This is a genomic window from Rossellomorea yichunensis (genome assembly GCF_032337515.1).
Classification (GTDB): Bacteria; Bacillota; Bacilli; order Bacillales; family Bacillaceae_B; genus Rossellomorea; species Rossellomorea yichunensis.
This window is the reverse complement of the sequence record NZ_JAVYAD010000003.1, coordinates 373,115-387,831: the sequence shown is the minus strand read 5'-3', so window position 1 is coordinate 387,831 and position 14,717 is coordinate 373,115. Positions and strand designations below refer to the sequence as shown.

The 14,717-nt window shown below is 42.1% G+C and carries 12 protein-coding genes and 2 other annotated features (1 of these 14 cut by a window edge); all 12 genes read right to left on the bottom strand.

Annotated features, from left to right (window positions below):
* Positions 1-113: a sequence feature (ribosomal protein L20 leader region), on the bottom strand; it reaches 27 nt to the left of the window's first position.
* A gap of 174 nt (positions 114-287) precedes the next feature.
* The 12 genes from thrS to polA all read right to left on the bottom strand — a co-directional run bounded on the left by thrS (position 288) and on the right by polA (position 14,699).
* Positions 288-2,219 carry a threonine--tRNA ligase gene (thrS, locus tag RSX31_RS09780; protein WP_148995910.1) on the bottom strand — a complete coding sequence of 644 codons (1,932 nt, stop codon included), beginning with the start codon at positions 2,217-2,219 and terminating at the stop codon, positions 288-290.
* 58 nt (positions 2,220-2,277) lie between these two features.
* Positions 2,278-2,532: a binding site (T-box leader), on the bottom strand.
* 73 nt (positions 2,533-2,605) lie between these two features.
* Positions 2,606-3,472 (bottom strand): putative sporulation protein YtxC, encoded by an 867-nt coding sequence (locus tag RSX31_RS09775; RefSeq protein WP_315634427.1) that lies wholly within the window; start codon positions 3,470-3,472, stop codon positions 2,606-2,608.
* 431 nt (positions 3,473-3,903) lie between these two features.
* Positions 3,904-4,836, bottom strand: a complete 933-nt coding sequence (gene dnaI / locus RSX31_RS09770; RefSeq protein WP_148995911.1) for a primosomal protein DnaI — start codon at positions 4,834-4,836, stop codon at positions 3,904-3,906.
* 12 nt (positions 4,837-4,848) lie between these two features.
* Positions 4,849-6,234, bottom strand: a complete 1,386-nt coding sequence (locus RSX31_RS09765; RefSeq protein WP_148970050.1) for a replication initiation and membrane attachment family protein — start codon at positions 6,232-6,234, stop codon at positions 4,849-4,851.
* A 71-nt stretch (positions 6,235-6,305) separates the two neighbouring features.
* The gene (gene nrdR / locus RSX31_RS09760) at positions 6,306-6,761 is read right to left on the bottom strand and encodes a transcriptional regulator NrdR (RefSeq protein WP_148969889.1); all 456 of its coding nucleotides are present in this window, start codon (positions 6,759-6,761) and stop codon (positions 6,306-6,308) included.
* Between the two features lie 82 nt (positions 6,762-6,843).
* A complete protein-coding gene (locus RSX31_RS09755) occupies positions 6,844-7,224 on the bottom strand; it encodes a cytosolic protein (protein WP_148969890.1) in 381 nt (126 codons plus the stop codon).
* A 131-nt stretch (positions 7,225-7,355) separates the two neighbouring features.
* Complete coding sequence (gene speD, locus RSX31_RS09750; protein ID WP_034756998.1) at positions 7,356-7,736, bottom strand: adenosylmethionine decarboxylase; 381 nt, start codon at positions 7,734-7,736, stop codon at positions 7,356-7,358.
* Between the two features lie 609 nt (positions 7,737-8,345).
* Positions 8,346-9,374: a glyceraldehyde-3-phosphate dehydrogenase gene (locus RSX31_RS09745; RefSeq protein ID WP_148969891.1), complete on the bottom strand. Its 1,029-nt coding sequence runs from the start codon at positions 9,372-9,374 to the stop codon at positions 8,346-8,348.
* A gap of 514 nt (positions 9,375-9,888) precedes the next feature.
* Complete coding sequence (gene coaE / locus RSX31_RS09740) at positions 9,889-10,494, bottom strand: dephospho-CoA kinase (RefSeq protein WP_315634426.1); 606 nt, start codon at positions 10,492-10,494, stop codon at positions 9,889-9,891.
* Positions 10,495-10,520: 26 nt separating this feature from the next.
* Positions 10,521-11,153: a sporulation membrane protein YtaF gene (gene ytaF / locus RSX31_RS09735; protein ID WP_148969893.1), complete on the bottom strand. Its 633-nt coding sequence runs from the start codon at positions 11,151-11,153 to the stop codon at positions 10,521-10,523.
* A 68-nt stretch (positions 11,154-11,221) separates the two neighbouring features.
* Positions 11,222-12,046, bottom strand: coding sequence for a DNA-formamidopyrimidine glycosylase (mutM, locus tag RSX31_RS09730; RefSeq protein ID WP_315634425.1), 825 nt, complete (start codon positions 12,044-12,046; stop codon positions 11,222-11,224).
* 22 nt (positions 12,047-12,068) lie between these two features.
* Positions 12,069-14,699, bottom strand: coding sequence for a DNA polymerase I (gene polA, locus RSX31_RS09725; RefSeq protein ID WP_315634424.1), 2,631 nt, complete (start codon positions 14,697-14,699; stop codon positions 12,069-12,071).
* Positions 14,700-14,717 lie beyond the last annotated feature (18 nt).

The window sequence follows — 14,717 nt, the reverse complement described above, 5'->3', positions numbered from 1 at the left end:
CACCCGCACCTGATTATTAAGCATATATAAATGGCTTTAATAGTCAATCACATACCTGTAAACAGCACGAACGCGTTATTCAGGTGAGAAGCGGGTAGCTTCTTCTTGTACCAAACTGTATTCAATTCACCTTAGATAATATATCACATGACAATACCGCTGTCAAATAATCATTTAATATCACAACGTATTTCATAATATCAGACATCTTAGGAGAGTGCAATAGTTTTTTAGAAATTTATGCAGGAGGGACGGACCTTGAAGCAAGGTCCGTCCCTCTTCCTTATTTAGCGTTTCGCTTCTTTTGTGATATGGCCGATGAACTCATCAAGGGAAATCGTTTCTGATTTTTGCTCTCCGTATTTACGGACGTTTACAGCCGTTTCCTTGATTTCGTTGTCTCCCACTACAAGCATGTAAGGGACCTTACTCATCTGTGCTTCACGGATCTTATAACCGATCTTTTCATTACGGTCATCGATGTCTACACGAAGCCCTTCAGCCTGAAGCTTTTCTTTCACTTCTTTCGCATAGTCGAAGTGAACATCCGGGGAAACCGGGATCACCTGAACCTGAGTTGGAGCGAGCCATGTCGGGAATGCTCCTTTGTATTCTTCGATCAGGAATGCCACGAAGCGTTCCATTGTGGATACGACACCACGGTGAATGACAACCGGACGATGCTGCTTCCCGTCTTCCCCTACATATGTTAAGTCAAAGCGCTCCGGTAGTAGGAAATCCAGTTGAACCGTTGATAGAGTTTCTTCCTTACCAAGGGCCGTTTTCACTTGAACGTCCAGTTTAGGGCCGTAGAATGCCGCTTCCCCTTCTGCTTCAAAGTACTCAACGTCCAGTTCATCCATCGCTTCCTTGATCATACCTTGTGCACGATTCCACATCTCATCATCATCGAAGTATTTCTCCGTATCCTCAGGATCACGATAAGATAGACGGAAAGAATAGTCCTTCAGATCAAAATCTTTGTACACTTCCTGAACCAGGCGCACGACACGCTTGAATTCTTCCTTGATTTGATCGGGACGGACAAAGATATGAGCATCGTTCAGAGTCATTCCACGTACACGTTGAAGTCCTGATAGTGCTCCTGATAATTCGTAACGGTGCATCAGACCAAGTTCGGCGATACGGATCGGAAGCTCACGATAGCTGTGAATGCCGTTTTTGTAAATCATCATATGATGAGGGCAGTTCATCGGGCGAAGGACAAGATCTTCATTATCCATCTCCATGACCGGGAACATATTCTCCTGGTAATGATCCCAGTGACCGCTTGTTTTGTATAGCTCAACGCTTCCCATGACAGGTGTGTATACGTGATCATAGCCTAAGCGCTCTTCTTTATCGACAATGTAACGCTCGATGATACGACGGATCGTGGCACCTTTAGGCAGCCACATCGGCAGGCCTTGTCCCACTTTTTGCGAATTCATGAATAGATTCAATTCTTTACCGATTTTACGGTGATCACGCTCTTTTGCTTCTTCTAAAAGACGCAGATGCTCTTCCAGGTCTTCTTTCTTGAAGAAGGCTGTTCCGTAGATTCGTTGAAGCATTTTATTATCACTGTTCCCGCGCCAGTATGCCCCGGCGATGCTTAACAGCTTGAATTCTTTAATTTTATTAGTGGAAGGGATGTGGATTCCACGACATAAATCGAAGAATTCCCCTTGCTCGTAAATGGAAACTTGTTCTCCTTCAGGAATCGCCTCAAGTAATTCAAGCTTATACTCGTCTCCGACTTCTTCATACATTTTCTGAGCTTCGTCGCGGCTCACTTCTTTACGGACAACTTCTAAGTTTTCTCCAGTGATTTTCTTCATTTCTTTCTCGATCAGTGGAAGATCTTCCGGAGTGAACGTGTGCTCGGAATCAATATCATAATAGAATCCGCCTTCAATGACCGGTCCGATCCCAAGCTTTGTTTCAGGATATAGGCGTTTAATGGCCTGTGCCATTAAATGAGCTGTGCTGTGACGAAGAATTTCCAGTGCATCTTCTCCTGGAGGTGTAACGATTTCAATAGCCCCATCCTCTTGAATCCCTGTACGCAAGTCAATTAATACATTATTTATTTTACCAGCGAGCGCCTTTTTCTTCAGTCCGGGACTGATGGACGCAGCAATTTCTTCTGTTGTCGTCCCTTTAGGAAACTCCTTGACATTTCCATCAGGGAACTGCATTTTCACTACTTCTGACATGTGATTTCACTCCTTAAGTAATCTCTATTAAACATAAAAAACCCCGCCCCTTCACGTTTGAAGGGACGAGGTTAATAAATAAACTCGTGGTTCCACCCAACTTCTCATTGTGCGAAAAATACAGACAATGACTTCATTGAAAACGAATAACGACATTTAGCCGTCAATCATTACTGTGAATCCGTGAAGATTCAGTTCATAATTGAAGTTCAGAGGTGGTAAATATCACTAACGAATTAGGAAGCTTGCAGCCAAAAGACTTCCCTCTCTGTGAATGGAATAGGAATATTGTTGTCCTCATCATAACCTTTATTTATTGACTTATTATGTAGGTATTATAATCGGTTATGTTTTGAAAAGCAAGAGCATTCCATAAAATAAGCAGCCTATTCATTCGCGATATCCCAGGAAGGATAGAGTAGTGTATCAGGGAAATAACTCATCGGTAAAAGATCGATCCGTTCTTCAAAAATATTCTGAAGCGTCCTGATCAATTGATGGTCCCCATTTCCGTAAACGAGTATCTTCTCCGGTGCAAGGGATAATAACGGAGCGATGGTGTACGAATCAACGTATAACGGGTGATTCGTCAGAAGGCGTTTATCAATCGCCTTCGTCAATTCCTGCCTTGTCACCTCTTTCATGTCTTCATCAAAGAAACGAAAACCGTAACCAGTCGAATACAGATGGATCGTGCGCATTTTCTGCTCCCTTGATGCCAGATACTCCCGCAGCATATGGACAAACATTTGATACTCCTGCTCCATCTTGTATTCATCGATAGCAAGATCCAGCATGAGGAGCAGTCTCTCCTGAAGCTTCTTCAGCCTGAATTTGCTGAAAGAGTCGAATGATATGGGGGCCGTCCCTCCCAACAAAAGCTCCAGGCTGTCGTGGACGTATTCTGCCTCGTCCCATTCACCGATCAGCTCCATCAATTCAGGTCGTTCACCCATCCTCATCTCTGATACGATCTCTAATATTTGATTGATTTCATCAATATCTTCATAGAAGTAATTTTCTTTCAGGGCCGATTCGGACCAGTCCATGCATTTATCATTTAAGACAAAGTGGGAAACCCCGTTGAACAGCTTTTCTTTTTCCTTGAAGAAGGGGGAAACCTCTACCGTCAGATTATAGTGAGTTGAATGTTGAAAGAGTGTTTCATGGAACCATGATTGGATGAACTCTTTATTGAGGTGTTCTTGAAGCTTTAACGCATCATTTTTTTGCTTGAAAATAAATTCAATCAAACTTTCTCGCCTCCTTAAACCCAAATCCCTGATTTATATATATGGGAGGCTTGTATCTTTTAGAAGTTGATGTGGGAATTTAATTGTTTCTTTTTGAATCTATTAATAATAAATAAAGCGAGTAGTGGGATTTCCGCTCCAGGGGGCTCGCTTTCCGCGGGGCGTGAGTTGAGCCTCCTCGGGCTTTGCCCTGTGGGGTCTCAACTTTCCCGCTATTCCCGCAGGAGTCGAGCCCCCTTCCGCTCCAATCAACATTGTTATTTTTAAACATCTCAGGATTCGTTATCATTCATTCAATAGAATAAACCCTTATTGGAACAATGCTTAGGAAATAAATAAATAAATAAATGAATCTATTTCACCGAAAATTCATTAATGAAAAAGAGAAGGTCAAACGCTAAGCGAATGACCTTCTCCTTTTTCACTTAATTCTATTCTCTTCTATTCCTTCCATCGATCAACACAGGCTGGGACAGGTATTTAATCCGCTCCATGATCCGTGCAGCCTTCAGCTTTTCTTCTTCTCCCCGTTGACTGTATGTCAAATGGTGGGTGAGTTCGTTGAAGTTGAAGTTGGAGGTGAAGAATGTCGGGAGGTTTTCAAGCATTCTGTACTGCAGGATCGTCCCGAGGATTTCATCTCTCCCCCAGCTTGACATGGTTTCTGCGCCGATGTCATCGAGCATGAGGATCGGTGCAGCTTTAACCATTTCCAGTTTCTCATTTACCGAGTTGTCTCCCAGCGATTGCTTGATTTCTCTAAAGAACTCAGGGACGTAGACAATCAGGGACGCGATTTTTTTCTCGGCGAGTTCATTGGCCATAGCCCCTAACAAATAGGACTTACCCACTCCGAACTTGCCGTAAAAATAGAGTCCTTTCATTTTTGTACCTTCTGTATAGTTCTCCACGAAATTCTTTGCTAATCGGACAGCCTCCAATCGGCTTTTCGAATCAAGATCCAGGGTTGAGAAAGATGCTTGTAAAATATCCTTCGGCACATACAGGCTTTTGATTAAACGCTGTGCGCTCGTTCTTTCATCGTGAATGACTTTTCGAGGGCAGCGATGGTAATCGATGTCGATGGTGTTTCCTCTTATCACCAAATGAGGGTCATACCCTTCCATCATATTCTTACACTCCTGTAAAGAAGGACAGTATCGACATTCTTTACTTTGAGAGATGTATTCATATAACTTCATCAGACTCTCATTTACCATTTCCCCTGTTACACGGCCTTCATTCCTGCGAATAAAATCCTTCACATCATTGTTTTCAAGTATCTCTTTTTTCATTTGCTCATATCTTTGTTGAAACGAACCAGAAGCCGCCAACCTTTTCAGGGTGTTATTTATTTTCTCCACCGCTACGTTCACCTACTTCCGAAAATTTTTAAGCTCTTCTTCGAGTTTCTTCTTTTCTGCTTCGAAATCATATCCATCAAGGGAAGAATCATTTTCTTTCTCGGTTTCACCCTCTTGGAACCAATCCGGGAGTTTCTCCGTACGAATCGGCTTTCTTCGTCTATTCGTTTTATTTTCCTTTTTCCCTTCAGCCCACTCAAGATACTGCTTGTGTTCTTTTTTCGCTAATTCCATGGCTTCACTTGCAGTCGTCACCTTTTTTCTCGACCAATGGGACGCTATTTTTTCCATATATCCTTTTGTGAGCTTCATGTCCGTTTTCAGCAAAACGTATTGGACCAGGACATTCATGACACCAATCGGCAACTTCTGTGACATGAGCACCTCTTCAACAGCCTGAAGGTCTGACTTAGAAGGAGCACCTCCATTTGATATGTCAGATAGAACATCCTTTGGTGACGTTGTTTCCAGATATTCAATGAGCTCTTCTTCTTTCGTGAGGGGTTTATCCGATTTCACAGGCGCCTTGGTCTCTATTCTCGTAGTCAAATCTGGCAGTTGATCGCCCGTCTGAACCCCATACCAATCACGTGCGGTTTTGCGCAGCAGCTCTATATCGATGGTATCATCTGCATCCAGGGAGCTTAGGACGATATTTTTCATTTGAAGAGGATCAATACCGTACAGATAACTCAGCTTCAGAACCGTTTCCTTTACATTAGTTGTAAAGGCTTTTCGTGGAACCATTGATTCAGATAACCCTGCAAGTAGTAACTGAAAATCAAAATCGATATCATCCAGTGGAAGACCACCATTCTTCCCATATTTCATATATTGTTCACCAGACTTTGTCTCGGAATCCATATTTGCATCGTGGTGGAGAAAATTAATTTGTTCCGATGTGAAAACATCTTGAAAGGATCGTGTGATGTTTACGTGTTGCTGTTTATCTACCGATTCGTCGGTGAAGAATTTCTTTAAACGCAAATAATGAGTTCTGCCGATTTTACGGTAAAGATACACATTTAACATACCATCATGAAAGAATTCCTGCGGGGTAAGAGGGGGCTGCAGTTCATATAGAAAGCTCCGATCCTCGCTATCCCTTTTTTCGTATGCCTTTAACAAACCTATCCCTTCAAGCTTCATTCTCGCTTCATATACTTCCTGAAGATTGACAGACAGAATGTTCATCAGGTGATAATGGGTAGAATGTGTGGACCATAGCCTGTTTTCTTCTACTTCTCCCCATAAACTCATATAAAGACTGTAACAAACCGAACCAATTAAAGGCTGGTACAGAAACGTGATGATTTTCCGATCGTATTCCTGAAGAATCCCATTTGTCCCTACCGTGTAGTGATCGATTGGTTGTATTTCATTCCAATGCTTCTTCATCATAGTTGGATTCTACCTTTCAAAAAAATAAAGAGAAAAGAGCTAAAGAATTACATCTTCAGCTCATTCTTCTACTCTTTTTTTATTAATTCTTTCAGTTCATCTATAAATACATTGATATCCTTGAATTGTCTATACACAGATGCAAAGCGTACGTATGCAACTTCATCTACCTTAGCCAGTTGATCCATGACCATCTCACCAATCTTAACCGATTCTACTTCAGAAGCACCTTGATTACGGAGTTCCTTTTCAATATCCGTTGAGATCTTTTCTAATCTCTCAAGAGGGACCGGGCGTTTCTCACAAGCCTTGATCAACCCTCTCAAAATCTTCTCTCGACTAAACTCTTCTCTTACCCCTTCTTTTTTCACCACAATTAAAGGAAGCTCCTCAACCTTCTCGAAGGTCGTGAAGCGGAAATTACATTCTTCACATTCTCTTCTTCTTCTGATTGAACGTCCTTCATCAGCAGGACGGGAGTCCACTACTCGTGTACCATTATGCTGGCAAGACGGGCACTTCATAATATCAGCTCCGTTATTACATACTATTACTTTCATCATATTAAAAAGCTGCGACTTACACAAGCTTATAAAGGTTTTACCGTTATTTCACTTTGGTCAATTCGCTATCAAGCTTTTGATAATAATGGTTAATCTGTGCTTTTAAAACCGTATATGTACCAAAGATTCTCCCTTTATCCGCACTGATCTTGAAATCGACTGCCGTCTCAAATGGCCTTACCGTGATGATCGTTGCGACAATAAACAATTGGGGAGTACCATTTTTACGGACCGTAATTTCACCTCTGTCCTTAGACTGGGAAATCACCTCATACTCAGAGGATGAGAATAACTCTAACACTGCATTAAATGCACCTTGATGCATGGATTTATAATAGCGTGATTTCAGGTCTTTATCTTCGTGCTGATCAGAAGTCTCACATTCTGATTGAAACCGTTTAAAAAAAGTACGTATTCCGCTCATTTAAAGTTCCTCCCTTTATTTACCCTTATTTTACACGAAAACCACAGGAATGAAAATTCAAAATCAATTCCTGTACAAATGCATAAAAAAAGAGATGCATCTAATACGCATCTCTTCTGAGTTATCTTCGATTAAAGGGCTTGAGCCTGAGACTTCTTCACTTGTACCGGACCCATACCACGTGGCAATTCAATTGTTTCACGTGTGTCAGCACCAAGAGCATCTGCAATATATTCAGCAGCGATGTTAGGATCTAAATCACCGCAAGTATATACATCAATACTGGCATAACCATGTTCAGGAAAACTGTGAATAGTCAGATGTGATTCTGAAATGATCACAACTCCACTAACACCTTGAGGAGCAAATTTATGGAAAGCTACCTCACGTACCTCTGCACCTGATTTAAGCGCAGCATCTACGAATGTTTTTTCAATTCCTACTACATCGTTTAATTTTTCAAAATCGCAACCCCATAATTCTGAGATTACATGACGACCCATTGTTTCCATTTTCGTGTTTCCCCCTTTGACATAATTTTTTTCGTCAAAATGAACGTGTCCTTTGGCAAAATCTTAACTACCACGGGGGAAAGTTAGTCCGAAGAGGTCCTAACCCTTTAAGTAGCTAAATCAGTATTCATTTGCTAATAAGAAGTTCACGAAAAATAGTATACTTTGTTTAAAACTCTTTTGCAATAAATTTTTTTAAACTTTTTTATATGGGTAGAAGATCGTTTGATTTGGCTATAGTCTAAACCTTGACCGTTCCTTTCCGCTCCAGCCACTTGCTTTCCGCGGGGCGGGCGGTGAGCCTCCTCGGCTGCGCCTGCGGGGTCTCACCTGTCCCGCTATTCCCGCAGGAGTCAAGTGCCTTCCGCTACAATCCACTCTGTGATACTTCACTTTTACTAACTATACATTTTAATAGATAAGCACTAAAAAAAGTTCTTTGGTATAAAGTTGTTCCTAAAACAAACTTTCTGCCAAAGGATCCTAAATACATCAACTACCTAATAGATCTGTCCGATGCCTTCTATTTATAAAAAGTTTAATAAAAGAAAAGAACGCACCGTGAAAGGTACGTTCTAAGGGTGAGGCTTATTTTTTATTTGGATTCTTTCAAACGTTGACTTCTTGTTTTGCGTTCATTTTTGATGCAACGAATTTAGCCAGGTCGACGACGCGGCATGAGTAGCCCCACTCATTATCGTACCAGGCCAGTACCTTCACTTTTCGATTTCCCATTACCATCGTGGATAATCCGTCGATGATCGCCGAATGAGGATTTGTGTTAAAGTCGATTGAAACTAAAGGTTCTGTTGTAAATTGCAGCACCCCGTGTAAAGAACTAACCGAAGCCGTAATGAAAGCTTCGTTGATTTCTTCTACTGTTACGTCTCTTTTCACATCCACAACCAGGTCCACTAGTGAAACATTGGGTGTAGGGACACGCAATGCCATTCCGTGTAGCTTGCCGTTTAATTGAGGCAGAACCAATGATAATGCTTTTGCTGCTCCAGTCGTGGTCGGGATGATCGATTGACCGCACGCTCTCGCTCTTCTCAAATCTTTATGTGGATTATCAATATTTTTTTGGTCATTTGTGTAAGCATGGACAGTCGTCATAAGTCCGTTTTCAATACCAAATTGCTCATCTAATACTTTCGCAACCGGCGCTAAGCAGTTCGTTGTACAAGATGCATTCGAAATGACGCTGTGTTCTTCAATATTTAATGCGCTTTCATTTACACCCATCACAATGGTTACGTCTTCATTTTTACCAGGGGCAGTCAGGATGACCTTTTTCGCTCCCGCTTCTAAATGAAGGCTCGCTTGATCTTTCGAATTGAATTTTCCGGTAGCTTCAATCACAATGTCGATATTTAATTCTCCCCAAGGCAATGCTTTAGGATCACGATTGCTTAATAGTAGGACACGTTTTCCATTGACGATGAGTGCATCATCTTCCGTCACCACATCTGCCTGAAATGTCCCATGATTTGTGTCATACTTAATTAAATGTGCTAATGTTTCAGCCGGGTAGCTTGCGTTAATGGCTACAACCTCTAAGTTTTCCTCTAATATTGCTTTCCTGAAAACCATTCTCCCAATACGTCCAAAACCATTGATTGCAATTTTCGCCTTCATAAATCCGGCTCCCCTCTATATTAATGTTATACTTATATGTTTATTTGCTAAAAATAGTATAACATATTTAGAGAATATGTTAATAAGTATTTTGCGGATTTTTAATGTTTTATTATTCTGACAAATGAGCTTATTGAATGTATATTTTTGCGGTTTGAATTCATACATTTTTTCAATGAAATTGATTTAAACGTTGACCGTTCCTTTCCGCTCCAGGCACTTGCTTTCCGCGGGGCGGGCGGTGAGCCTCCTCGGCTGCGCCTGCGGGGTCTCACCTGTCCCGCTATTCCCGCAGGAGTCAAGTGCCTTCCGCTCAATCCACTCTGTGCTGATATATGTTTAGTGCCTATACATTTGACAGACAAACACCATCAAGCCTCAATAGTTACGATTAGAATTTTTCCTTTATACAAACGCAAACCAAAAAATCAATATTTATCGTCATAACTACTAATTATCTAGTGGACCAAATAAAAAGCCGACAAGAGGTTTCCTTGTCGGCTTATATGTCATTCTATGGTTTTAGATCCCATTCCACTAGTAGTGCATCAAGCTGTTGTTTGGTTTCGTGTAGAGATCCGTTGTTGTCGATGATTGCGTCGGCAAGGCTTGCTTTATCCTTTAAGGGGAATTGGGAAGCGATGCGGGATGATGCGTCTTCATGGTTAAAGTTGTTCCGTTCCATTAGGCGGGATAGTTGGGTTTCTTCGTTCACGTATACCACGACTGTGCGATCTACCATCCACGTCAAGTTGCTTTCGAATAGAAGGGGGATATCCATGAAAACCGTGTTTTTACCAGCAAGAATGGCTTCATCTTTATGTGCGAGCATCATGCTTCTGACGGCAGGATGAACGATTCCATTCAGCTTTTTTCGTTTTTCTTCAGAGTTAAAGATGATCTGGCCGAGTTTTTCCCGATTGATGGTTGAATCGTGATCGTGCAGTATGTGTTCACCGAATTCTTCCACGATCGCAAGGTATGCCGGCTGATCAACTTCAACCACCATACGGGCTGCAAGATCAGCATCAATGATTGTATAGCCTTTTTCATTTAACATTTTGGAAACTGTACTTTTTCCACTTGCAATACCACCTGTTAATCCTATAATGCTAGCCATTATCCTATTCCTTTCTAGCTCAGCCATTAAAACCTCAGGATCCCTATAAGGATCAGCAGAACTCCAGGGAGAAATGACACTCGATGAATCCAGCGTAAATGAGAGAAGAATTCCCCCATCTTCAATCCTGAGAATAAGAACGTAAAGCTCATCACCAGGATGGCTAAAGTAAGTATGAATGGCGAGAAATTTAATAACGCAGCGCCAATTCCGGCACCGAATGCATCCAATGACAGTGCGATTCCAAGCATAAATGCTTCAATACCGGTAATCGTACCTGATCTATCAAAGTCTGCCGTTAACGGCCTTCTTAAAATTTGAACCACTAATCCTATGGATTTAATCTCAAAGTTAATTAACGTTTTTTCTTGGGATAATACCGTTTCTTTTTCCGGTCTAAAGAACTGGTACAGTACCGCCGCCCCGATCACAACCAGAATCAGTCCGCCGATCCTTCCAGCCCAAAGCGGAGAGATAATGGATCCGATGGTCTGACCAAGCAACATGGCCAACAGCAAGGAGCTTGCCGAACAAATGGATATGATGCTGATTGATTTTGTAGGGATTTTCACTTTTCGTAATCCGTAAGTTAAACCTGTGCTAAAACTATCAAGACTTACAGCAAACGCCAGCAGTAATAAGGAGATTGTTTCACTCATCTAATAGCCCTCCCAAAAATCATTACAATACTATATGGTAAGGGCTTATCAGATGTTAATTGTTCTTTCTAACGTTGGCAATCGGGACAATAGTGCGTCCCTCTTCCCGCTGAAACCTTCTTTTCAATGGGAGTACCACATTTTCGACAAGGTTCTTCTTTCCGGCTATACACGAAGAGGTTCTGTTGGAACATACCCATTTGTCCCTGAGAATTCACATAGGAGCGAATCGTACTTCCTCCCATTTCAACGGCTTCGGTCAGGGTATGAATGATTTCTTTCTGCAAACGTTCAATTTCTTCCTGTGAAAGAGATTTCGATTTTCGGTCAGGATGTATGCCTGCACGGAATAACGCTTCATCCACATAGATATTCCCCAGGCCTACAAGGACCGTCTGATCTAATAATGTGGCTTTCACGATTCTTTCTGTCTTGCCCAGTTTTTCAGCCAAGTAGCCGGCTGTAAATTCGGATTGGAATGGCTCCGGTCCCAACTGCAGAAGGGGAAGATGAAGCAATTCCTCCCCTTTCCTGAATAGGTGCATCGTCCCGAACTTCCGGACATCACGGTACCTGAGTTCTGTGTCATCCGTAAAATGAAATATGACGTGGGTATGCTTCTCAATGGGGTCCCGGCTGTCGGACAAGTTGTACTTTCCTTCCATTCTCAAGTGAGAAACCAGGGCCACGTCGTTTAAATAAAAGATCAGGAATTTCCCTCGTCTTCTCATTTCAAGTATTTCCTGCCCCTTCAAGCTATGAACAAACTCATCGGATTCGTCGGGGCTTTTAATCATCTTAGGCCAAAAAACCGAGACGTCTTTGATTTTCTTCCCAATTACAAGAAGCTCTAACGTCCTCCTGACCGTTTCTACTTCAGGCAGCTCCGGCACTCTGCCACCTCCTTATCAATCTCTACTTCGCGTCGTACCATGTTTGACCGTATGAGTAATCGACCTTTAATGGGACTTCTAGCTCCATCGCATTCTCCATTACTTCAGGAACAATCTTCTTTAACACTTCGATTTCTTCTTCAGGCGCTTCAAAGATCAATTCATCATGCACCTGCAGCAATAATCGTGATTGAAGATTTTCTTCTTTTAATCTTTCTGCCATATCAATCATGGCCTTCTTGATGATGTCGGCTGCACTTCCTTGAATCGGCGTGTTCATAGCTGTACGTTCAGCGAAACTTCTTAAGTTGAAATTGCGGCTGGTGATTTCCGGCAGATAACGTCGGCGATTAAGCAGAGTAGTCACATAGCCCTTCTGTTTTGCATCCTGTACGATATCATCCATATATTCTTTAACACCAGGGAAGCTTTCCAAGTACTTCTTAATGAATTCCCCTGCTTCTTTTCGTGTAATATCAAGGCTTTGAGAAAGACCGTAGTCACTGATTCCGTATACGATTCCGAAGTTAACGGCTTTCGCATGCCTTCTCATATTGGATGTGACCTCTTCCTTCGCCACCCCAAAGACGTCCATCGCTGTTTTCGTATGAATGTCCATATCATTTCTGAAAGCTTCAACCAATTTCTCATCCTTGGCGATATGAGCCAGTACACGAAGCTCAATTTGAGAGTAGTCTGCAGCGAACATGACCCAGCCCTTTTCAGATGGAATGAACGCCTGACGGATCTTCCTGCCTTCTTCAAGTCGGATCGGAATATTTTGCAGGTTAGGGTCCGTCGAGCTTAATCGGCCCGTTTGAGTCAGTGCCTGGTTGAATCGTGTATGAATTTTACTCGAATCTTTATGGACGACCTTCAATAATCCCTCTAAATACGTGGATTGCAGCTTCCCTAGCTGACGGTAGTGAAGGATATGGTCAATGATTTCATGCTTGGACTGCAGTTTTTCCAGTACGTCAGCAGAAGTGGAATAACCGGTTTTAGTTTTCTTCACGACCGGTAAACCAAGCTTTTCAAAAAGGATCACGCCAAGCTGCTTCGGAGAATTAATATTAAAGCTCTCTCCTGCTTGTTCATGTATGTTCTTTTCCAGTTCTTCCAGGCGGTGTGAAAGCTCTTCTTTCATGGTGAGTAAACGCTCTTGATCCACTTTCACTCCGGTGAATTCCATTTCGGCTAAAATTAGGGCAAGGGGTAATTCTAGCTCTGCATATAATTCATATAAATCATTTTCTTTTAACTCTTCCATACATGTGTTCTTCAATTCATGAAGAATGAATGCTTTTCGAGCAAGATGCTCTGATAGAATCTCAGTGGAGGGGACCTTCTGCTTGGCACCTTTTCCATATACCGATTCATCCGATTCAATAGAAGGCTGGCCGTGTCCTTTTGAAATAGTAGCGAAGTCTTCACTCGATTCAGAAGGATTGATAATGTAAGATGCCAACAGCAGATCGAATTCGATCCCTTTTATGTCAACTCCCTGTCTCTTTAGCGCCACTACCGTTTCCTTCGAGTTATACACATACTTTGCTGCGCTTTCGTTTTCAGCCCATTCCTTGAATGCTTCAGAACTCAATGCGGTCTCGAGCGTAAAGAAAATCGTGCCTTTCTCATTGTGCAGACTCATCCCGATTACTTCTCCGAGGTGGTAATTCTCCTCCAGCATTTCAATGTATAATGAACTTTCGTTTGAAAGATGTTCTTCTTTGATGGTTTCAACTACCTCAAAGGAGATATCATCCAGCTCCTGGGGCTCCTCTTGGGTGGACTCACCCATCTTCTCGAGTAATGAGTTGAATCCGAGATCCCGGTATACTTCCTTTAGTTTCCCTTCATCCATTCCGTCATAATTCAGCTCTTCCACACCAATCTCGATTGGAGCTTCTCTTAGGATGGTGGCGAGTTCCTTACTCATGATCGCTTGTTCTTTATTTTCTTCGAGCTTTTCTTTTAATTTCTTCCCACTGACCTGGTCAATGGAGTCTAGCAGCTTTTCAAGGGAATCAAATTCTTTTAGCAGCTTGATCGCCGTTTTCTCACCTACACCCGGCACGCCTGGAATATTATCAGAGCTATCCCCCATCAGGCCTTTCATATCGATGATCCGATCAGGAGTGATTTCCCACTTTTCTTTTATATGCTCCGGAGTGTACACTTCGATATCCGTTATGCCCTTTCTCGTTATACAAACCGTAGTAGTCTTCGAGCTTAACTGTGTCAAATCCTTATCCCCGGAATATACTTTTACCTCGTACCCGTCAGATTCCGCCTGCAGGGAGAGCGTTCCGATAATATCATCCGCTTCATAGTTTTCTTTTTCATAGCGTTTAATTCCGTATGCATCCAAAAGCTCGCGGATATATGGAAATTGCTCGGACAATTCCGGTGGAGTCTTTTGTCTGCCGCCTTTGTATTCTTTGAATGTCTTATGTCTGAAAGTCGTTTTCCCTGCATCAAAGGCGACTAAAATATGAGATGGTTTTTCGTCTTCGAGTATTTTTTGCAGCATGGTGGTAAAACCGTATACTGCGTTTGTATGTACACCTTTGTCGTTGTTTAATAAAGGCAGTGCGAAGAATGCACGGTAAGCAATACTATTGCCGTCGATCAATACTAATTTTTTGGACATGTAAGTACCTCCTGTAAA